Here is a 22,140-nt window from a genome sequence, read left to right as displayed (position 1 = left end):
GTTAAATTTTTTTCAGAAAATCCAATATATAAGAATGGATAATTGCATTTTTATTCTTGTTTTTCATGTGGGTTACTGCTTCTTCTACTGATAAAGATAGAATATTTTTCATTACCAGAATCCCAATGACAGAACTTCTTGTAAAGCCCATGGTACAGTGAATCAGAATTTTTCCATCTTTCGGAAGATTGTGATAAATGTTGCTGATTTCGGTTACTAATTTTCGGGTTTCATCAATATCAAAACTTCCGATATCTAAAAACGGGAGGGAATGATATCTTGTGTTTTCTTTTAACTGTTTAGTTTCTTCAATTTCAGCCGACAAATCATAAACGAAAGTATTTTTATTAACATTAAAGCCAATTAAATCTTTCTTGCTTGGTTTTGATGAAATATAAATATTGTGAACAATTTCAATAGGTTTTTTATTCTTTCTTAAAAACTTCCAAAATGTCCAATAAATCAATAAATAAGGCACGTAGAATATCTTTTTGGAGACGGGAATATTTCCGTTTTTATCTTTTAAAAAGTGAACATTATTCTTTTGATATTGATAACCAATAAGAGCTATTGAAAAAGTTATCCACAATTTTATCCACAGAGTTATCCACAAAAAGATGGAATTTGATTGCTGTAAAAATTGATAAAATAATAATGTAATTGTTAAGAAAACCCAACTGAATAGAAAATAATAATTCGCTACTTGGAAATTTCGGTATTGAAAATCATTTTTTCTAAAGGGAAATATAATAAAACTGATATGTGCAAGAGCAGCTCCTGTTAAAACGTCCATCAAATGATGTTGATATGTTGTGAGTGTAGAAATTCCTAAAAGAATCAGCCATATCATTAAAAATATTTTCCCATGTTTTAAATTTCTGAAAACTGACCAAAAGATAAAAGCATACGCAATATGTAGCGATGGGGCTTGATTAAAAGGGGAATCGAATATTTTTAAAAACTGAAATGGAATTCCCAAAACAGAACTGTTGATTTCAGGTTTATTTAAGGAAAATTTTAAGGGAAATAAAAGAAAACAAGTTCCTGCAATCAACGTCACGAAAAGTATTCTTTTGGTTAAAACATACAGTTCTTCCTTGGTTTTACAAAAGAAAAATACCAGACAAAAAAAGAGTCCGCTGGTCATATAAGGAATGATTGACCATGGAATAAAAGGAATTTGTTTTTCAAAATCAAAGACAAAAGACGGTACATGTTCCAACTTTGAAATATGCCATGCTGAGTAATTGTAAACCATCGTAAATACAACAGAACACAAAACTAAAGCATAAATTTTCTGTGATATTTTCAGTCGTTTTTCATCCATTTTGCTTTTCTGAACATGATGATATTTAGTAATGAAGCAGGAAGGATGGAGAGTGATTTCATCATCCATTTCATTTTTGAAGGAAAAATGATAAATTCTTTTTGGTCATTAACCGCTTTAGAAATGATTTCTGATGCTGTTTTTTCATCAATCAAAAATGGTTTTTTGCTGAGATCATTATTGTTGAGGTTTCTTAACTTTTGGGTGTCAATATAACCCGGAGCGACAGTCGTTACGGAAATACCAAAGGGTTTTAAAGCTCTTCGGTAAGCATCGGCAATCTGAATCACAGACCGTTTCGTTTTTGTGTACAAGCTTGAATTTTCGTAGTCTAAAATTCCTGAAACAGAAGCAATCGCTGCAATTCCTCCTGATTGTTGATCTTTCATGAAATTTCGGGCAACTTCAAAACAGTTGACTGTCCCCAGAATATTGGTTCTTAACATTTCTTCGGCTTCTTCGTAAGAAATATTTCCGGCAACATCTTCTGCATAACTTCCTGCGCAGTTGATAAACAAATCTAAATTTTCATCGTTGAGAAGAAAATTGTTCACTGCGGAAGATAAAGCATTTATATCACAGACATCGGCTTCAAAAGCTTTGAAATTTTCGGAATGATTTTCCGGAATTTTACTTACATCACGTCCGCAAACTCCTACCTTAAAACCTTTTGCTAAATAATGTTCAGCAAGAGAATAACCGATTCCTGAAGTTCCGCCTGCAATAAAAATGGTCATGAGATTTTTGTGATTTTGAATTCGATGTAAAAATAGATTTTATTTAGCAATGGAATGAATGTTTATACTTTTTATCGTCTTATCAAAACCATACTGCCATTGTTTTTCCATATCGCTTTTAAATTGTGGATAACTTTTAGGAAAAGAAAAATCAATTTCAAATTTTCGCCAATTGATGCCCTTGTTTAAATAATGCCCTTCTAAATCTTGTTTTATATTAACAGTATCAATCTGAAAATCGGGTGAAAGTTTTTCAATTTCCTGTAATCTTTCATTTCCGCTGTATCCTAAAACGGAGCGAACAAATGCTTCTTCTGTCATATTATAAGATTGTTTTTTTTCAACAATAACCTGATCAGCGATATGTTTTGCTAATTCAATCGGAACAAGGTCAACAGCTCCACCAGCAAAATATTTCCCATGAAAAAAAGCGGGTTCAACGTAAAACATATCAGAAATTGAAATTCTTGTGCTTTCCAGCATTGAAAATCGGGTTTCTATTTTGGGAAGATTTTCAATGGCGCTGTTTTTTAAATTTTCAGAATTAATAATGATTTGATTGGGAATAATTTTCTTTGCCGTTTCAAAATCGGTGAAAATTGTTTTCTGATATAATTTCCTGTTGCTTCGTTTTTGATTGACTTCTTTTGAATTAAATAAAATTTCTGAACCGATAATTAAAGTCGGAATTTCCTGTGAAAATTTTACATTTTTTAATGACGGAAAATCTTCCGATAAATCCTGATTCATTTCTACCAAATAGCGATTAAAGACATCTTCGATAAAGGGTGCGTTATTTTTGTTAAATAATTTTTTTAAAGTGAACAGCCCAATTTTATTGAGTTTTCGATGCTTTGTTAAAGTCGTTTTTGATACAAATTGATAATATTCTTCAGACTGTAAATATTGTTTTCTTGAAAGATTATCTGAAAAAGCATTAACCACAGTTGCTGCAAAAGCTCCACCACATGAAGCGATTAAAACATCGGGTTTCATTCCGAGTTCTTCGAGGGCGGAAAACATCCCGAGGTAGATCATCAATCTTGTTCCACCTCCTGAAAATAATACTGCTTTTTCAAATTTTTGATTCATTTTTTAAATCTTTAAAAGATAAGGAAGTAACCAGAAAAATAGGGGAGCATTAAAAATTAAGCTGTCCATTCTGTCTAATAATCCGCCATGTCCTGGAAGAAGCTTTCCGGTGTCTTTGATGCTGGCTTTTCGTTTTAAATAAGATATAAAAAGATCTCCGAAAAATCCTGAAATTCCTAATGCTAATCCTAGAATTGAATTAACTAAAATGTTAGTTTTCAATAAAAAAAATCCTAAAATATTGCTTAAAATGATTGTCAGAAAAACTCCTCCAAGAAATCCTTCTAATGTTTTGTTTGGGCTGATTTGTGGCGTGATTTTATGTTTTCCAAAGAATTTTCCCATTAGATATTGAAAAACATCATTCAATTCTGTGACCACAACAATAAAGATAATGGAATGAATGCCTGAAAAATTTTCTCTGATAAAATACAAATGTGGAAAAGCAAAAAGGCAGACAATCAAGGCAATTACAATTTTTGAAATCTGCTGAAAAGGAGTTTTTAATAATGAAAAATAAATCAGGACAATTATACTTAATACTAAACTATACAAAAAATAATTTTCCAGGCTTGAAAAATTCAACAACAAAAATTGTGAAACTCCTACAAAAATGGATGGAATAATTCGGTTTGAACTGATTTTAAATAATCTTAAAAATTCAAAAAAACTTTGAAAAGCAATCCATGAAACGAAGATTGTCATGATAAAAGGATGTGAAATTCCAAGGGCAAAAATGAGGATGATGTAGATCCATGTTTTTACGCGCAAAGGAACATCAGCGAATTTATTTTCTTCTTTATTCATGCAGAGATTTCTTTAATCTTATCAATGTACTGACGACAAGAAGAGCGATAATAATGCCGAAAATATAGTTGGAAATTCCTGAAATATTTACCCCGAAGAAAATTAATAATCCATATAAACCTAACATCAAAGCGCGGTCACTTTTTCCCATTGGTCCGTCGTAACGTCGATCTTTGCCAACCGCTTTTCCGAGCAAACCTGAAAATTCATTAATAACACTTAAAATGATGAAAAGAATAATTAAATATAAGCTTTCGGGCTGAAATTTTAATAAAGGAAAAAAGATAATCACGTCTGAAACGATGTCACCAACTTCATTCAAAATCTCGCCTAATTTGCTGGTTTGGTTGAACTTTCTTGCCATCATTCCGTCCAAAGCATTCAATGCCATTCTTATCAATAACCCGACTGGCAGGCTCAGAAAAAAACATTTTGAATGATCGGCGTTCCAGAATAAAATTCCAATTGCTACAGAAAGCAAAATAGAACTTACGGTAATCTGGTTTGCCGTAACTTTATTTCGATGAAGAAACAATAGAATAGGAGTGAGGAGCTGTTGAAATTTTGGTTTGAGCTTATATACGGAAATCATTGTGTCTATTAGCTTTTCAGATTTTGGTAAGATCAAATATAAATAAAATTACGGATCAAATTTCAGAAGATATTTTTGTTATTTCTAAAATTGATAAATCTAAAAAATTGCTTTGTATTTCTTTTTCCCCTAACTTTGCACAAACCTAATCTAATGAGTAAAAAGAATACAAAGTACATCTTTGTGACAGGAGGTGTAACTTCATCTTTGGGAAAGGGAATCGTTTCAGCTTCTCTTGGACTTCTACTAAAATCACGTGGCTTCAACGTAACCATTCAAAAGCTTGATCCTTATATTAATATTGATCCGGGAACTTTGAATCCTTATGAGCACGGAGAATGCTATGTAACCGAAGATGGCGCGGAGACGGATCTGGATTTAGGACACTATGAGCGTTATCTTGATGCTCCGACTTCCCAAAACAACAACGTTACAACAGGAAAAATTTACCAGACTGTAATCGAAAAAGAAAGAAAAGGAGATTTCCTTGGAAAAACGGTTCAGGTAATTCCTCATATTACGAACGAAATCAAACGCAGAATTAAAATTTTATCGAAACAGAACTACGATATCATTATTACTGAGATCGGAGGAACTGTGGGAGATATCGAATCTTTACCTTACATCGAAACTGTTCGTCAGTTGAAGTGGGAATTGGGTGAAAAAAATTCTATGGTGATTCACTTGACATTACTGCCTTATCTGGCTTCAAGTGGAGAATTAAAAACAAAACCTTCTCAGCATTCTGTTCGTCAGTTAATGGAAAGTGGAATTATGGCGGATGTTTTAGTTTGTAGAACGGAGCATAAAATTCCGAAGGATCAGAGAGCGAAATTGGCTCAGTTCTGTAACGTTCCTTTAGATAATGTCATTGAATGTAAAGATTTGGAAACGATCTATGAAGTACCGATGTATCTTCAAAAGCAAAATTTTGACGATGTGGTTCTTAAAGAATTGGATCTGAAAAGTGATAAGGAAGCTGATCTTAAAGATTGGAAATCTTTCTTAAAGAAATTCCAGAACCCTAAAAGATCTGTGGAAATTGCATTGGTTGGAAAATATGTTTCTCTTCAGGATTCTTATATTTCAATTGCGGAAGCTTTCAAACATGCAGGTGCAGATTTGGAAACCGAAGTGAAAATCAGATGGGTGTACAGTGGAGATTTGACGAGTGAAAATATTAAAGAAACTCTAGCTGGTGTTAGCGGAATCCTTGTTGCTCCAGGTTTTGGCGACAGAGGAATCGAAGGTAAAGTTCTTACTGCACAATATGCAAGAGAAAATAAAGTTCCGATGTTGGGAATTTGTTTGGGAATGCAGATCATGACTGTTGAATTTGCCAGAAATGTTTTAGGATATTCTAAAGCCAACTCAATGGAATTTGATACATCTACGGAACATCCTGTAATTTCATTAATGGAAGAGCAGAAAAACGTAGTAGACAAAGGAGGAACAATGCGTCTTGGGGCTTGGAAATGTTCTTTGAAAAACGGTTCTAAATTAAACGATATCTACGGAGCAAAAAATATCACGGAAAGACACCGTCACAGATATGAATTCAACAGTGACTATATCGGTGAATTCGAGAAAAACGGTTTCTTAGCAACAGGTACAAACCCTGAAACAGGTTTGGTGGAAGCCTTGGAAATGCCGGATCATCCGTTCTACGTGGGTGTACAATACCATCCGGAATATAAGAGTACGGTAGCAACACCGCATCCTTTATTCAGAGCTTTTATTAAGGCTTGTTCAGGGAAATAGCATAAATTATTAAACCTTTAAGGTTTAAATCTTATGGGTTTAAACGAATATAAAGTAATTTAAATACTACAAACGTCATACATAAACTCAGACTGATTATTCTCAGCCTGAGTTTATTATATAGTAACATATTATAGTATAGAGTTTTGATAAAAAAACAGTATTTTTGTCGACTCGAATTACGTACATATATTTATGTACAGATAAAAGTTAAAAATTTTAATTAAGATAAAATGCAACAGAACAACGGACTCGATAAAAGTCAGATTATTAGTTTTGCGGTTTTATGTTTGGTTCTTTTTGGTTTCATGTTTTATTTCCAAAACAAGCAATCGAAAGAAGATGCAGTAAAAGCTCAGCAACAGAAAACCGAACAGGCAAAAAATACTGTAAAACAAACTCAGGCAAGCAATATCAATCCAAATGTAACTCCGAATGCCATTCAGACTGCAAATCTTTCTAACAAAGAATTGAAAGTGGAATTTGCAAGCTTGGGTGGTCAGGTTTCTAAAGTAGAACTTGCGGAATACAAAGCATACGATCACAAAACGGATAATGCAGACCTTCCGTTGTACCTGATCACAAAAAACAATTCAAACTACGGTTTCCAGTTTAAGGATAAAACTGGAAAAGTGATCAATACTAAAGATTTAGTTTTTGCTCCGACTGTCAACGGAAATGCAGTAACCATGACGGCTAATTATAACGGAGCTGTTATTCAATTCATTTATACATTACTTCCAAAATATACCTTAGATTTTAAAGTAAGAACTCAGGGGCTTGCAAAAATTACGGCTGATAATAAAGCAGATTTCATCTGGGATTACAACGTAAGAAACCTTGAAAAAGGTAGAGCTCAGGAGCAGTCTCACTCAGAATTCTCATATGCTTTTAATAATTATAAAGATTATGATTATGATGGAAGAACCACAATGGAGGAAGATAAAGAAACACTGAACTGGATCGGTGTAAAACAACAGTTTTTTGCTTCTGTTATTGAGTCTAAAACAGGATTTACACAAAGTAAAGGAAATCAGGAAACAGTAGAAGAAGGTGAATATTTGAAAAAACTAAACTATGAAGGTTTTGTTCAAATGACAGGAAGCGAACTGAATCAGGATTTTACCTGGTACTTCATGCCTTTGGATTTACCTTTATTAAAATCTTACGATAAAAACTTCGACGAAATTTTACCATTAGGCTGGTCTTTCATCGGATGGATGAACAGAGGATTCTTTATTCCTATTTATAATTTTATTGCTTCTTGGGGATTAACTGCAGGTTGGGCAATTTTCTTATTAACGATCTTGGTTAAATTGATCTTATCACCAATTATGTACAAACAACATAAATTGAGTGCAATGATGAGAGTAATCCGTCCGGAAATTGATGAAGTCAATGCTAAATTTAAGGATGCAGATCCTATGAAAAAGCAGCAGGCAACAATGGAGGTTTACAGAAAAGCGGGTGTTAATCAGATGGCAGGATGTTTGCCTGCGTTGGTACAAATTCCTATTTTCTATGCACTGTTCCGTTTCTTCCCGAATTTTATTGATTTAAGAGGTAAAGGATTCTGGTTTGCAAAAGATTTGACGGCATATGATGATTTGATTAAACTGCCATTCAAAGTTCCTTTCTTGGGAGATCACTTAAGTATTTTCGCGATTGCATGTACGATTGTAATTTTAATTTATACTGTAATGACCTCAGGAAACATGCAGCAGCCACAACAGGAAGGAATGCCAAACATGAAAGTACTGATGTATATTTTCCCGATTACATTCCTATTCTTCCTGAATACTTCTGCTTCCGGTCTTTCCTGGTATTATTTTGTATCGAATGCAATTAATATCTTAATTATATTAGTGATTAAATATCTGATTTTAGATGAAAAGAAAATCCATGCTCAGATTCAGGCGAATAAAGAAAAGCCAAAAGCAGAAGGGAAGTTCCAAAAACGTATGAGAGAAATGATGGAGAAAGCTCAGGAGCAGCAGAATGTACAACAGCAACAGAGAAAGAAAAAGTAAATTATTTTTATACAATAAAAGAGAGGCAAATTGCTTCTCTTTTTTATTTGTACATATAATAAGAAATAAGAATTATGAAAAAGAAATTTAAATTTTAATCATATTTTAGCCTGAATGACTGACGATGATATTTTGTCGGACCCAATTTAATTAAAGCTTCCTGGTGTTTTTTTGTGGCATACCCAAAGTTTGTGTTCCAGCCATATTCCGGATGTTCTTCGTGAAGTTCAATCATTAATCTGTCTCGGTAATTTTTTGCCAAAATTGAAGCGGCAGCAATCGATAATACTTTTGAATCTCCTTTAACGATACATTCATGTGGAATGAAATTATAAGGATGAAATCTGTTTCCGTCGACCAATATCAATTCCGGGCGGATTTCCAGCTTATCAAGTGCCTGGTGCATGGCATGAATGCTCGCATTTAAAATATTATGCTCATCTATAAATTCTGCCGGCAATTCGGCAATTGCATATTCTTTTACATTGTCTTTTATATAGTTATCCAGATCCATTCTGGTTTTAAAATTTAGCTTTTTTGAATCGTTAACTAAATTTTGGTTAAAATTTTCATCCAAAATGACTGCCGCTGCTACTACAGGCCCACATAAGCAGCCTCTACCAACCTCATCGCACCCTGCTTCAACATAAAAAATCGACCATTTTTTTATTAAATCCATAATTATCCTGCTAATCAAAACATAAAAACATGCAATATTAAAGATTTTTAACAAAATATTTGGTTACTTTAAGAAAGTTTTACATATTTGCAAATAATAAAAAAATAATCAATTTAAATATGAAGAAATTAACAGCAAGTGTTTTTTTAGTGGTTGTGTCTTCGTCTTTCGCTTTGGTTAAAGCGCAGGATTCAACTAAAATTAAAACACAAGATATTTCTGAGGTCATCATAACTGGACCAATGAATATTAAAAAGAAAATTGATCAGCAAACATCATCTGCAGCCGTTATTAATAATGCAGAGTTAACACAAGCAAATAATCAAAATGCTGTTCAGTCATTGACTGGTAAAGTTGCTGGTTTAAATATTAGCCAAACAAATTCTAGTGTAAATGGAACATTTGATATTAAAATTAGAAGTTCTAAAACTTTAACAGGATCTACAACACCACTAATTGTAATTGATGGGGTTAAATCGACTGCAGCAATTTTTCAGCAGCTTCCATCAGATATGATAGAATCTCAGACTATTCTTAAAGGTATGCAAGCGGCAGCGCTTTATGGATCCGATGGTGTTAATGGTGCTATTATTGTTACAACAAGAAAAGGAACATCTGGTAAAAAAGTTAGAATTACATTAAATAGTGGGGTCGAATTTGAAAATATTGCATTTGTTCCTACTAGACAGAAGAAATATGGCCAAGGATGGTATGGAGAAAGGATTCATGTAGAAAATGGAGCATGGGGACCTGCATATAGTGATCCTGCTTATGCAGGTCAGGAGCTTCCAGTAGGCATTCCTCTATATGATGTTGATGGAGATGGGCAGATTTCAATTAATGGTAATAATGGAAATTATCCATTAAATGACATTACAGCTTCTAAATATTTTAAAGATGCTCCTTTAGATAAAGATAATGTAAAGAATTTTTTCCAAACAGGAACGGCTTTGACTAATAGTTTAACTATTGCAAGTGGAGATGCGAATGCCTATTCTGCTTTATCTCTTACACGTCAAGATAGAGAGTTCATTGTAATGGATGATACATCTAAAAAGACTACTGCAATGTTTAAAGGTGGTTTCAAAAAAGATAAATGGACTTTAGATGGTGTTGCAACTATAACTTCTATTAGTACAAAACAAACTAACGGAGATATATATCCCACATTACTGCATACAGCTTCAGAAATCGACCCAACAGCTTGGAAAGACTTTAATAATAATGATCGGGCTTATACTTGGAATATGTATTATTCTAATCCTTATTGGCATATTAAACATAACAGAGCGAACTCAAAATCCACAATTATTAATGGGACTGTAAATTTATCATATAAATTAAATGACCATATTACAATTTCAGATAATGGATCTGTTCAATATGTTGTGGGTGATGGTTTAGCATATAGAGATGCTTATTCTGGGACGAGTGAAGGGATTGCTGGAGTGGCTGCTATTACCTCTGCGTATTCTCAAAATAACTCTATAAGTAGAGTCATATATAATGATTTTATGGTTGATTTTGATTACGACTTAACAAGTGATTTAAATCTTAAATTTTTAGCTGGATTCAATACGCAAGAAAATTATACAAAAATTACAAGTGCTGGAGGATCTATTCTAAATATTCCTGGAATTTATACTGTTTGGAATGTTTCTACTCCTACGCAGCCTTATAACTTAAGCAACGCTAGAACACTATTTAGAAAAAATGGTTTATTTGGTAACTTAGATTTGGCTTATAAGGACTATTTAAACTTTAATGCTACTATTAGAGGCGATTGGAGTTCAAAATTTCTTAATAGTAATTCTTCATTCTCGAGCGATTATCAATACTGGTATCCATCTTTTGGGGTTTCATTCAATGTTAAAAATGCTTTCCTAAAAGAAGTTAATCCGCAGGCTTTGAGTAGATTTGTAGTTAAAGGATCTTGGACTAGAGTAGGTGGTGATGATCCAATTGGAGCTTATTCTATTGAAGACACAGCTGTACTTGGAGCGGGATATCCTTATGCCTCAGGGCCTCTTAGTTTTGTAAATAACGCAAGTCCTACGGCTTTTGATGTAAAGCCTCAATTTATTACATCTGTTGAATTTAACTTAGGATTAGGTTTTTTTAAAGATAGATTAACATTAGATGTTAATGCTTTTCAAAATGACACAAAAGATCTAATTACTTTCCAGACTACTTCAAGTGCTTCTGGTATTAATTTTAAAAGGATTAATGTAGGGCAAATACGTTCGAGAGGTATTGAAATAGAATTGGGAGCAACCCCTATTAAAACGAGTGATTTCAGATGGGATCTTAGAGCATCGTATTATGCTGATACTCAAGAGGTATTGGAGCTTCCTGATGGTCAAGATGAAGTTGCTTTATATTCAGCTGGAAATGTGGGAATTTATGCTATTAAAGGTGAAAAATATCCAGTGATAAAAGGTACAGGATATATAAGAGATCCTCAAGGTAGAATTGTGATTGATCAGGCTACTGGTGATCCTTTATATAGTAATAAGTTCATTGAATTGGGAAATGCTAACCCTAAATATGTTTTAACTTTCAATACTAATTTGAAATATAAAAATTGGGGGTTATATGCAAGTATGGATTTCCGTACAGGTCATAAACTTTTTGCTGAATCTATGCAAAGACTTGCTTGGGGCGGATATTTAGAATCCTCTGCTGAATTTGATAGAACTCAAGGAGGGTATGTTATTCCAAATTCGGTTTATTTAAATTCTGCAGGGCAGTATGTTGCAAATACATCTATAAAATCGGGAGGTACATCTTATGCTGACTTACCATCATATTATGGAGGTGTTTACCAAAATATAGCTGAAAACTTTGTAATTGATGCAACAGCATTTAAAGTTCGAGAATTAGGTATTAATTATACATTAGGAAAAGATACCGCTAAAAGTATTGGTATTGAGGGGCTTACTTTTGGTGTTTATGCCCGTAATCCATTCCGTGTATTTTCAAAAGAAAACAAAGGATACGTGGATCCAGAAACAAGTGTAGGAAGTGGATCTAATGTTTATGGTGTTGCATCACAAAGCCAATATCCTACAACAAGGGTAATTGGTTTTAATACAGTTATTAACTTTTAAATTTTAAGTCAAAAATGAAAAAAATAATATTATCATCTTTGGTAATCACCAGCTTAATAGGGCTAAACTCATGCAATGATTATTTAGATGTAAATGAAAATCCGAATGAGGCATATAATGAACAATTATCTCCAAAAGAACGTTTAGCTGCTGCAGAAACGACACTGTATTCTACACAGGCTGTTACATTAAATAGATTTGGGAATCTTATGATGAATGCATGGGCTGGAAATATTTATCAATATACAGCTCCATTCGATGATGAGATGAAAATGAACGTTTCAAGTACATTTTATAGTGGAATTTGGGATAATTATTATATTGGAATAGCTAATTTACAGTCTATTATTAATACAAAGGATGCATCTGTACAGTACCCTTCTCATGTAGCTGCTGCAAAAATATTGAAAGCTTATTATATGCAAACTATTGTTGATTTATATAATGACGCACCTTATTCTGAAGCTTTTCAATTACAGAGTAACGTATCCCCTAAATATGATAAAGGTAAGGATATCTATAAAGCTTTAATTAATGAAGTTGATGAAGCATTTGTTCTTTTAGCAAAAAATGCTACGATTACTGCAAACCAAGACCCTATGTTTGCAGGTAGTTTAGCAAAATGGGGGCAATTTGGGAATTTGGTGAAACTTAAGCTTTTAGTAAGATTGTCTAAGAGCACGGATCCAGAAGTTATAGCTTATCGTAATGCTGCTTTGGCTACATTACCTAACGCTAATGCAGCAGTTCCTACTGAAGTTGTAAAATATATTCCAGCTTCGTTGACAGAAGATTTTACTATTCAACCAGGCTATAATAGTGGTAACGCAACTCAACAAAACCCTTTATATCGTAACTATGGAGTTTTGGTTATTGGCAATGAAATAAATGCTAACTATAGACTTATCTTTGGCTCTGCAAATATTGTAGATAATATGATGGGACGAGTATCCAGAACAACAGGTTTAGTAGATTCTAGAATAGCAAGAATGTTCCAGGCAAATGTTTGGAGTGCTTTAGAAGATGCTGATGTTACTCCAGGTTTTGAAGGATACTACGGAATTCCACAAGGAACTAATAATAATCCAAGCAATACTGTTGGTGATTATGTTGGTCTTGGGCAAAAAAACTTTTTAGTACTTAATTCTGCAGGGCAATTGAGCTTATCGTTGGGATCAAGCCAAGCGGGAATAGTAATGTCAAATGCAGAGGCTCAATTCTTATTAGCAGAAGCAGCTGTTGTTTTTCCATCTAAATTTACTGGGGCACAAACATTCTTTAATAATGGTATTTCTTCTTCATTCTTATATTATGGATTAACTGCAACACAAGCAACTACCTATATCAATAACTCCAATTTAAGAGCTAATGTAGGTTGGAATGCTACAACTGACAAGATTGCTGCAATTCAATATCAGAGATGGATTGCGTTAACAAATATTAATCCGACAGAAACTTTTATTGGTTATACAAAAACAGGATATCCTGTAACGCCGATGCCACTTAATGCATCTACGTCAACAAGACCATTACGATTAATTTATCCACAATCTGAATATGTTGCTAATAGTGCAAATGTACCTAACTTAGTAAAATCAGATGCATTTAGTTTAAATCAATACTCACCATTCTGGTTAAAATAATAAATTCAATTTATTATAACATATCAAAACCGCCTTCGGGCGGTTTTTTTATTTTCAAGTGTTAAAATTTAACTTTTGTAAAAAAAATTATTATGCATAACATTTCACCTTAAATATCTTTAAATAATTGTTAATCCATTTTTTAACGTATAATTTATTGTAAATCACGATGTTTAGATATTATTTTAACAAGTGTTAAGTATAGATTTTTTCAATTGATAAAAATTGCATTTTACTTAATTATACAATTGTTTTAAAATTATTATTTTGTTAATAATTTTATTTTTAACAATTATATTTGAACTTTAATTATTTATTTTTGATATATTTTGAATAATTAATATATTTTATTGTTTTTCTTTTGTCATTTTAAGAAAGTTTTACAAATTTGTTGAAGCAAATTAATTTGATATTGATATGAAGAAAATAACAATGGGTGTACTAGCTCTAGTACTCTCCTCCTCTTTGGCTATAGCTGAAGCACAGCAACAAAAGAGTGATACAGTAAAAACTCAGGATATCGAAGGAGTGGTTGTAACTGCACTAGGTATTAAAAGAGAAAAGAAATCTTTAGGGTATGCTTCCGAGGAAGTAAAAGCAGAAGCTCTTACAGGAGGTACTACTAATACTGGAAACGTAGCCTCATTACTTTCCGGTAAAGTTTCCGGTTTACAGGTAAATACTAACAACAACTTTGGCGGTTCTGCCAATTTATTAATCAGAGGATATAAATCGTTATCAGGAGGAAGTCCTCTAATCGTAATCGACGGTTCACCAGTGAATAATGGAACGGTTGGCGGAGCGATTTTCGATTATGGTAACTTCTTATCTGATATCAATCAGGATGACATCGAAAGTATGAACGTTCTGAAAGGAGCTGCCGCATCAGCACTTTATGGTGAACGAGGTAGTGATGGAGTTATTTTGATCGTAACAAAAAACGGACGTGGAAAACAGGACGGAAGTTGGGGCGTTACACTAAACTCCGGTATCACAGCAGGTTTTATTGATAAATCTACTTTCCCTAAATATCAGACGAGATATGGAGCAGGATATGGTCCTGTATACGGAAATGATACCAATGGAGACGGAAATCCGGATGAATATTTTAATTATGATCCTGTTACCGGACAGTTACAAACACCTTTTACAGAGGATGCTTCGTATGGAGCGGAGTTTAATCCGAATATAATGGTAAGACAATGGGATTCTTATAACCCTGACTCTCCTAATTACGGAAAAGCAACTCCTTGGCAAGCTGCAAAAAATGGTCCGATTAAGTTTTTCGAAACACCGGTAACCTATGTTAATACAATTTCATTAGAGAAAGGAAGTAAGTCATCAAATATTTCACTTTCTTACACAAATATGCTGTCTAATGGTCTTTTACCTAATTCAGATTTAAGAAAAAATAGTATATCTGCTAAATTCAATTATGATTTTACGGATAAATTACATGCAAGCGTATTCTCGACATTGACAATTCAGGATACAAAAGGGAGAAATGAAACGGGGTACTCTGATAACCTGGTTACAGGTTTCAGACAGTGGTGGCAAACCAACGTAGATGTGTATGAGTTAAGAGATGCCTATGAAAGAAGTAATTCTAACCTTACTTGGAACAGAACTTCAGGCTCAAACGGGACTCCGGCATATTGGAACAATCCATATTTCCAGAGATACCAAAACTATCAGTCTGATACCCGAACAAGAACGTTTAGTTATGCTCAATTGAAGTATGACATTACCAAAAACTTCGGAATTACAGGAAAGCTTTCTTACGATCAAATGCAGATGTTGATTGAGGAAAGATTAATGAATGGCTCATTGCCACAGGCTTTTGGTGCCTCAGGAAACAATGTGACTTCGGGATACTCTCGTCAGGATATTCGTACAACGGAAACCAATTTTGATTTATTCTTAAATTACAAATTCGATATCACAAGCGATTTGAATGTTAGCGGTATTGTGGGAGGAAATGTCAGAAGAAATTTAATTGATAATGTATATGCAAGTACAGAAGGCGGGTTGGCCACTCCGGGATTATTTGCTATTTCCAACTCAGCAAGTCCGATTATTCCGCCAGATGAAAATTACGAAAAATGGGTAACTTCAGGGGTGTATGCTACCGCATCATTCGGATATAAAAACTTATTGTATGTAGATGGGACTGTGAGAGCAGACCAAAGTTCAAACCTTCCGAAGAATAATAACTCTTATGTCTATCCTTCAGTTACAGGATCTTTAATTTTATCAGAATTATGGAAGCCAAGCTGGTTAAGTTTCTGGAAAATTAGAGGGAATTACGCAGAAGTAGGATCTTCAACAAAAAATTATCAATTACAGAATACTTATAGAGTAAGAGGTGGTTTTGGAAATACAGGTCTTGTAGACCAATCGTATTTCCTGGCAAATCCCAATTTAAAACCTCAAAGATCCAAAGAAGTGGAATTTGGTATGGAGGCGCAGTTCTTTAAAAACAGACTCGGTTTCGATGTTGCTTTATATAAAACAAGAACCTTTGATCAGATTATTAACCTGCCAGTTTCTTCAGCAACAGGATACAGAACTTTCCTTGTAAATGCAGGGCAAATTAATAACAAAGGTATTGAGGTACAGTTGAATGGTACTCCTGTGAAAAATGAAAACTTTAAATGGGATATTGATGTAAACTGGTCTAAAAATGAAAATGAAGTAATTTCGTTATACGGAGATTCTCAGAATTATCTGTTGGCGTCTTACCAAGGTGGGGTTTCATTGAACGCCAGAGTAGGAGAGGCTTTCGGAGCACTTGTAGGATCTGATTATGTCTATTTGAACGGAGAAAGAGTAGTCAACCCTACTACGGGAAGATATTTAACAAATCCCAATCAGGTGATTGGAAATATTACTCCCGACTGGATTGGAGGGGTGCGAAACAGTTTTAACTACAAAGGGCTGTCAGTGAGTTTCCTTATTGATGTAAAACAGGGAGGAGATGTATTTTCAACAGATATGTATTACGGACTTGCGACAGGTCTTTACGAAGAAACTGCTGTTGGAGATTACAGAACTGCTGGTGTAGTGAATCCTGGGGTTAATCCTAACGGACAGGTCAATACAACGCCAACCTCAGCTCCAAATACTTTCGGAAACGTTGACGGATACAGAAGAATGCCAAATTCCAGATTTGTATATGATGCGTCTTATGTGAAATTAAGAGAGGCAAGTATTGGATATAGCCTTCCTAAATCTTTATTGGCAAATACATCATTCCAGGAAGTAAAAATTTCTTTAGTAGGAAGAAACCTGTGGATTATTCATAAAAATTTACCTTATGCAGATCCTGAAGCTGGAACAGGAAATGGCTTAGCTTCAAAAGGAAATTCTATTGGTGTATTACCTACAACACGTGATTTAGGTGTCAACGTAACCTTAAAATTCTAAAAAATGAAAAAAATATTTTTAATACTTAGCATACTTTCTTTAACAGTCGTTACCAATTCTTGTGAAAGCGACATCACCACACTCAATGAAGATCCGAAACACCCGACTGTTGTACCTTCCGGGCTTTTAGTGGCAAGTGCGGAGCAGGAACTGATTTCTCAATTGCTTACTCCGAATGTAAACAATAATATTTCGAGATTTTTCACGCAGCAATGGGCACAGACTACCTATATCGATGAGTCTAATTATGATATGGTGACAAGACCTATTCCTAGAAATCACTATAACAGGATGATGGCTTCAAGTTCGGCGATTGTTCATTCTCCGGGAGTTTTATCGGCACTTAGAGATGCGAAACAGTTTCTCCAGAATGAAAGTCTTTCTGCCGCTGAAAAAGGAAATAGAGAAGCAATTATAGAATTAATCAGTGTGTATACCTGGGCAAATTTGGTGGATACGTACGGCGATGTTCCTTATTTCGGCGCCTTGAAAGCGGTAGCTGGAGCAAACAACGCTTCTGAAATACCGTACGACGATGCCAAAACCATTTATCTTGATTTAATTAAGAGAATTGATGATGCGAATGCAATGATTAACACCAATCAAAGTGGTTATACTGATGACATTTTCTATAAAGGGAATATGGGGAAATGGAAAAAAATGGCTAATTCTTTGAAATTCAGACTGGCTGTTACATTAGCAGATGTTGAACCTGCTTTATCAAAAACCTATGCTGAAGCAGCTTACAATGCCGGTTTGTTTGATAATAAGGATGATAGCTGGGGATTATCTGCCTTCCCTTCCGGTTTATTTGCTAATCCTGTTTACCAGGAATATGTACAGTCGGGAAGAAGTGATTTTATTCCTTCGGATGTATTGGTAAATTATATGAATTCTACAACAGATCCACGAAGAGACAGATGGTTCGTAAAAGCTGACAGAGTATTTGATGATGTTGCTGGAGATTATGTTGCCGGAACAGGAACATATAAGGGAGGAGTTTACGGAGCTAATAATTCTTTTCTAAGTTACTCACGTATGTCGTCTCCTAAAGTTGATATTAATGGAATTGCTGATGCAGCAGACGATGGAGATTATATGATTGTAACTGAAAATGCTCAGGGTTACTTGTTAGATTATACAGAAATTTCATTTTTAAGAGCAGAAGCTGCGGCACGAGGATATAGTGTAGGTGGAACTGCCGCAACATTATATGCTGCTGCAATTACTGCTTCCATGAAAGAATATGGAATTAGTGATGATAAGATCACACCTTTTATTGCTGCAAACCCTTTCAATGCTTCAAACTGGAAACAGTCTATTGGGTTCCAAGCATGGGTAGCGATGTTTAATAAAGGTTTCCAATCTTGGAATTTTGCCAGAAGATTGGATTATCCGGTATTTGTAAATCCTGACGATTCTGCAGTAGACGGTGTTCCGGTAAGAATGAAATATTCGGATCAGGAATATTTGTTAAATAAAAATAATGTAACAGCGGCAGCACAGAAAATAGGAGGAGACCAGGTAACAACAAAAGTTTTCTGGGACGTTTTCTAATTATAACAGATTAAAATACACAGAATATTCCTGTCATTAAAAGCAGGAATATTTCTTTAAAATGAAAAATATGAGATTATTTATTAACCTATTTATCTTAATGGCTACTGTTATTTCATGTTCAAATGATGATAATAGGGAAGATACAATCATTGAAACACCCAACCTTAATGGAACCTGGAAACCTGTAAGGTATGAGTACAAAGGAAAAACATATCCGTTAAGCGAATGTGAGAAAAAAGGACAGATACTCGTGAATACGAATTCTTCCGGAGTATATGAAAGATATGGAGCTTCAAGTTCAGGAACAGATTGTAATTTATACGATTCATTTTCGGGAAGTTGGAATTATGATGCGATGAACAGAACCCTGACTCTATCATATAATGAAAATGGAACTCCTAAAACATTGCAAAAACAGATTGAAGATTTTTCCAGTACAGAATTAAAAGTTACAGATACTTCAAAGGATCTTGACAATGTGCCCGGTAACGACGAGGCAAGTCTGGTCTTTGCAAAACAATAATTTAATTTCCTTCATATTTATTCCGCCTTCGGGCGGTTTTTTTATTTCCGTATATTTGTACTTCAAAATTTCAGAAGAAAATTGCTGCGGCGGTTTTACAAAATCAATATCAACAGATGAATATTAAAAATATAATAGAAGAAAAACTTTCAGAAGTTATTTTAAATGTCTATCAATTGAAAGGCATTAATCTGGAAGTTCAGGAAAATAAAACCGAATTCGAAGGAGATTTCACGATTGTAACATTCCCTTTGGTGAAGCAATTGAAAAAAAATCCGGAAAGCATCGGAGTAGAATTGGGAGAAGCTTTAACAGAACAGACTGAGTTGCTGGAAAGCTTTAATGTGGTAAAAGGTTTTCTTAATGTTAAGGTCAAGAATCAGTTTTTTGTAGACAATTTCAAATCTGTTACGACTGGCTTTGATACTATTAAAAAGAAAAATTCTACGGTAATGGTGGAATATTCTTCTCCGAATACCAATAAACCGCTTCACTTAGGACATGTTAGAAATAATTTATTAGGTTTTTCGGTTGCTCAAATTTTGGAAGAAGCAGGTTATGATGTGATTAAAACACAGATTATCAACGACAGAGGAATACACATCTGTAAATCGATGCTGGCCTGGGAGAAATTTGGAAAAGGAGAAACTCCGGAATCTACTGATACAAAAGGAGACCATTTCGTTGGAAAATATTATGTAGAGTTTGACAAGGAATTGAAAAAGCAGACCAATATTATCTTTAATGATTTTAGAGTAAATAATTTTGAACGTTTTGATACTCCTAAAAAAGAAGAAGTCAAAAGTTTAAACGAAAAAATAGATCTTCTTGAAAATAAGAAAAAAGAAGCCATTCAGATAGCAGATGTATCGGAATTATCTACATTGCATGAAGAGTTTAAAAAACAATTTCAGGCAGCTTTGGATAACGATTCATTGATTTCTGCGGTTCCTAAAAAAGTGGAAGAAATTATTTCTAAAAATGTAGAAGAGAAAATTTCCGATGAAAAAGAAATGGAAATTGTCAGAGCACAGACTAAAACATTTACAGGTTTATTTAAAGAAATCATAGAAATTGAAAGCAAGCTTGAATCTGAAAAATCAAATCTAAAAGAAATCTGCAAGCCGCTTACTGAGATCATGAAAGAAGCTCAGAAAATGTTGTTGGATTGGGAAAACGGAGATGAAAAAGTAAGAAACCTCTGGAACGAAATGAATTCTTGGGTTTATAAAGGTTTCAACGAAACATATAATAGATTAGGAGTAGATTTCGATCAGGTTCAGTACGAAAGCAATACATATATTTTAGGAAAAGACCTTATTCAGGAAGGTTTGGATAAAGGTGTTTTGTACCAGAAAGAAGATGGTTCAGTTTGGTGTGATTTAACAGATGAAGGTTTGGATCAGAAATTATTATTACGTTCAGACGGAACTTCTGTGTATATGACTCAGGATTTGGGAACTGCCGTAGAGCGTTTTAAAGAAGGAAATATCCAAAAGTTAATTTACACGGTTGGAAACGAACAGGATTATCACTTCCAGGTTTTATTTAAAATCTTAGGAAAATTAGGATATTCGTGGGCAGATCATTTATATCATTTGTCTTACGGAATGGTAGAACTTCCAAACGGCAAAATGAAATCTCGTGAAGGAACCGTTGTAGATGCTGATGATCTGATGCAGGAAATGCACAATATTGCAAAATCTGCGGCTGAAGAATTAGGTAAATTGGATAATTTAACGGAAGACGAAAAAGCAGCAAACTACGAAAACGTAGGAATGGGTGCATTGAAATATTTCATGCTAAAAGTTGATCCTAAGAAAAAAATGCTTTTCAATCCGGAAGAAAGTATTGATTTTAATGGAAATACGGGACCTTTCATTCAATATACTTTTGCACGTATCCAGTCTTTATTGGCAAAAGCAAATTTTGAATATAAAGAAGTGAATGATGTACAGCTGAATCAATATGAAAAAGAATTGATTATGCAATTGACAAATTATAAAATTGTCGTTCAGAAAGCAGCGGAAGTTTTAAGTCCGGCTTTAGTAGCCAATTATGTTTATGATTTGGTAAAAACATATAATTCTTTCTATCAAAGTAATCCTATTGTCATCCAGGAAGATGAAAATATAAAGCAAATAAGATTAAACCTGTCGGATCTTACGGCAAAAACAATACAAAAATCTTTACAACTTTTAGGGATAACAACCGTAAATAGAATGTAAACAAAACAAGACCTTCAGACCTTCTGAAGGTTTTTTCTTTAGTATAACGTGGCAGAGTTATAGTTTTTACAACATTCAGAATGTTTTATACAATTTTTGGCAATGCCGAAACAATAATTTTGTGAAAAATAAATTGTACCAATGAATATACTAAAGAAAATTTTCTACGCCGCTTCTATTTTTGTTTTCACGGCAACTGTTGTGTCATGCAGTTCAGATAATGACGAAATTGTGGCAGAAGTTGTACTTACACCTTCTCAGCTGCTGTCTTCCACGCCTTGGGAAACCACCTCATCCAAAAATCAAAACGGACAGTCCGTAAGTTTAACGGATCCGAATGTGTCTAATTTTGTAGGATTTGCTTATTTCAAAGAAAACGGAACATTTACGATGTATAACCTCGATGATTCACCAAAGATGCAAGGCGATTGGTCGGTATCTGAAGACGGCAAAACGAGAACTATTATTGCTAAAGATAATAATGGAAACGTATTATTTACCCGAGTGGTACAAATTACGCTATTAACGAAAACCGAATTTACCTACAGAATTTACCCTGATGCAGCGGATACTTCAAAATATTATGATATTATCCATACTCCGACTACCCATCCGGAACCATAAT

General features: G+C 34.0%; 15 protein-coding genes. 9 read left to right on the top strand and 6 right to left on the bottom strand.

Going from position 1 to position 22,140, the window contains the following annotated elements; translation table 11 throughout:
- Nucleotide 1: 1 nt before the first annotated feature.
- The 5 genes from BUA89_RS07705 to BUA89_RS07685 are packed head-to-tail and all read right to left on the bottom strand — an operon-like array spanning nucleotide 2 to nucleotide 4,555.
- On the bottom strand, nucleotides 2–1,396 hold the full coding sequence (locus BUA89_RS07705) for a phosphatase PAP2 family protein (protein WP_083531633.1): 1,395 nt from the start codon (nucleotides 1,394–1,396) through the stop codon (nucleotides 2–4).
- Entirely contained in the window at nucleotides 1,309–2,064 is a 756-nt protein-coding gene (locus BUA89_RS07700) for an SDR family NAD(P)-dependent oxidoreductase (protein ID WP_072955212.1), read from the bottom strand. The genes BUA89_RS07705 and BUA89_RS07700 overlap by 88 nt, the downstream gene beginning before the upstream one ends.
- Nucleotides 2,065–2,103: 39 nt before the next feature.
- Entirely contained in the window at nucleotides 2,104–3,156 is a 1,053-nt protein-coding gene (locus tag BUA89_RS07695) for a patatin-like phospholipase family protein (RefSeq protein ID WP_072955208.1), read from the bottom strand.
- Between the two features lie 3 nt (nucleotides 3,157–3,159).
- Nucleotides 3,160–3,963, bottom strand: a complete 804-nt coding sequence (locus tag BUA89_RS07690) for a phosphatidate cytidylyltransferase (protein WP_072955203.1) — start codon at nucleotides 3,961–3,963, stop codon at nucleotides 3,160–3,162.
- On the bottom strand, nucleotides 3,956–4,555 hold the full coding sequence (locus BUA89_RS07685; protein WP_072955200.1) for a CDP-alcohol phosphatidyltransferase family protein: 600 nt from the start codon (nucleotides 4,553–4,555) through the stop codon (nucleotides 3,956–3,958). The genes BUA89_RS07690 and BUA89_RS07685 overlap by 8 nt, the downstream gene beginning before the upstream one ends.
- A 153-nt stretch (nucleotides 4,556–4,708) precedes the next feature.
- Between BUA89_RS07685 and BUA89_RS07680 the strand changes: the two genes are divergently transcribed.
- Together BUA89_RS07680 and yidC are read left to right on the top strand one after the other, a co-directional pair.
- Nucleotides 4,709–6,316, top strand: a complete 1,608-nt coding sequence (locus BUA89_RS07680) for a CTP synthase (RefSeq protein WP_072955196.1) — start codon at nucleotides 4,709–4,711, stop codon at nucleotides 6,314–6,316.
- Nucleotides 6,317–6,549: 233 nt separating this feature from the next.
- Entirely contained in the window at nucleotides 6,550–8,346 is a 1,797-nt protein-coding gene (gene yidC, locus BUA89_RS07675) for a membrane protein insertase YidC (RefSeq protein ID WP_072955192.1), read from the top strand.
- Nucleotides 8,347–8,440: 94 nt separating this feature from the next.
- Here yidC and BUA89_RS07670 read toward each other — a convergent pair whose 3' ends face one another.
- Nucleotides 8,441–9,025, bottom strand: a complete 585-nt coding sequence (locus BUA89_RS07670) for a ribonuclease HII (protein ID WP_072955187.1) — start codon at nucleotides 9,023–9,025, stop codon at nucleotides 8,441–8,443.
- Between the two features lie 59 nt (nucleotides 9,026–9,084).
- Here BUA89_RS07670 and BUA89_RS07665 point away from each other — a divergent pair, with 59 nt between their 5' ends.
- The 7 genes from BUA89_RS07665 to BUA89_RS07635 all read left to right on the top strand — a co-directional run bounded on the left by BUA89_RS07665 (nucleotide 9,085) and on the right by BUA89_RS07635 (nucleotide 22,139).
- Complete coding sequence (locus BUA89_RS07665; protein ID WP_143152286.1) at nucleotides 9,085–12,135, top strand: SusC/RagA family TonB-linked outer membrane protein; 3,051 nt, start codon at nucleotides 9,085–9,087, stop codon at nucleotides 12,133–12,135.
- Nucleotides 12,136–12,149: 14 nt separating this feature from the next.
- Nucleotides 12,150–13,778 carry a SusD/RagB family nutrient-binding outer membrane lipoprotein gene (locus tag BUA89_RS07660; protein ID WP_072955177.1) on the top strand — a complete coding sequence of 543 codons (1,629 nt, stop codon included), beginning with the start codon at nucleotides 12,150–12,152 and terminating at the stop codon, nucleotides 13,776–13,778.
- Between the two features lie 417 nt (nucleotides 13,779–14,195).
- A complete protein-coding gene (locus tag BUA89_RS07655) occupies nucleotides 14,196–17,204 on the top strand; it encodes a SusC/RagA family TonB-linked outer membrane protein (RefSeq protein ID WP_072955173.1) in 3,009 nt (1,002 codons plus the stop codon).
- 3 nt (nucleotides 17,205–17,207) lie between these two features.
- Entirely contained in the window at nucleotides 17,208–18,761 is a 1,554-nt protein-coding gene (locus BUA89_RS07650; protein WP_072955167.1) for a SusD/RagB family nutrient-binding outer membrane lipoprotein, read from the top strand.
- A 70-nt stretch (nucleotides 18,762–18,831) separates the two neighbouring features.
- A complete protein-coding gene (locus BUA89_RS07645; protein WP_178362442.1) occupies nucleotides 18,832–19,287 on the top strand; it encodes a lipocalin-like domain-containing protein in 456 nt (151 codons plus the stop codon).
- Between the two features lie 116 nt (nucleotides 19,288–19,403).
- Nucleotides 19,404–21,515 (top strand): arginine--tRNA ligase, encoded by a 2,112-nt coding sequence (gene argS / locus BUA89_RS07640; RefSeq protein ID WP_072955157.1) that lies wholly within the window; start codon nucleotides 19,404–19,406, stop codon nucleotides 21,513–21,515.
- Nucleotides 21,516–21,656: 141 nt separating this feature from the next.
- Nucleotides 21,657–22,139 (top strand): DUF4822 domain-containing protein, encoded by a 483-nt coding sequence (locus BUA89_RS07635; protein ID WP_072955154.1) that lies wholly within the window; start codon nucleotides 21,657–21,659, stop codon nucleotides 22,137–22,139.
- Nucleotide 22,140: the final 1 nt, after the last annotated feature.

Source organism: Chryseobacterium arachidis (genome assembly GCF_900129245.1).
Taxonomy (GTDB): domain Bacteria; phylum Bacteroidota; class Bacteroidia; order Flavobacteriales; family Weeksellaceae; genus Chryseobacterium; species Chryseobacterium arachidis.
This window is presented reverse-complemented; position numbering and strand designations above follow the sequence as displayed.